The 517-nt window shown below is 77.6% G+C and carries 1 pseudogene; it reads left to right on the top strand.

Going from position 1 to position 517, the window contains the following annotated elements:
* Positions 1-517, top strand: a pseudogene (locus BHU15_RS37710) (methylmalonyl-CoA mutase family protein); the annotation flags it as partial.

The following is a 517-nucleotide window of genomic DNA, read 5'->3' on the forward strand; positions in this document are numbered from 1 at the left end:
GCCCGGCGCGGGGCCGCCGGGGGTGCCACCGCGGGTGAAGGGCGCGAAGCCGGGCATGCCCGCGTCGCCCGGCGGCCCCGCGCCGGGCGGCTGGGACGTACGCCAGCGCCACGGGCGCACCGACCCCGCGCGCACCAACGAAGCCGTCCTCGACGACCTGGCCAACGGCACCACCTCGCTGTGGCTGGCGGTGGGAGCGGCGGGCGTGCCCGTCTCCGGACTGTCCGAAGCCCTCGACTGTGTCTATCTCGACCTCGCCCCGATCGCGCTCGACGCGGGCGACGAATTCCCCGCCGCCTGCGCCGAGTTGCTGCGCCTGTACGACGAACGCGACGTCCCGCGCGGCGAGGTGCGCGGCACCCTGGGCGCCGACCCGATCGGCCGCCTCGCCCGCACCGGCGACGAGACCCCCGGACTCCAGGACGCCGCGGCCGAACTCGCCGGGCGCTGTCACCGCGAGTACCCGGAACTGCGCGCCCTCGTCGTCGACGCCCTGCCGTACCACGAGGCCGGCGGC

This window comes from Streptomyces niveus (assembly GCF_001723055.1).
Classification (GTDB): domain Bacteria; phylum Actinomycetota; class Actinomycetes; order Streptomycetales; family Streptomycetaceae; genus Streptomyces; species Streptomyces niveus.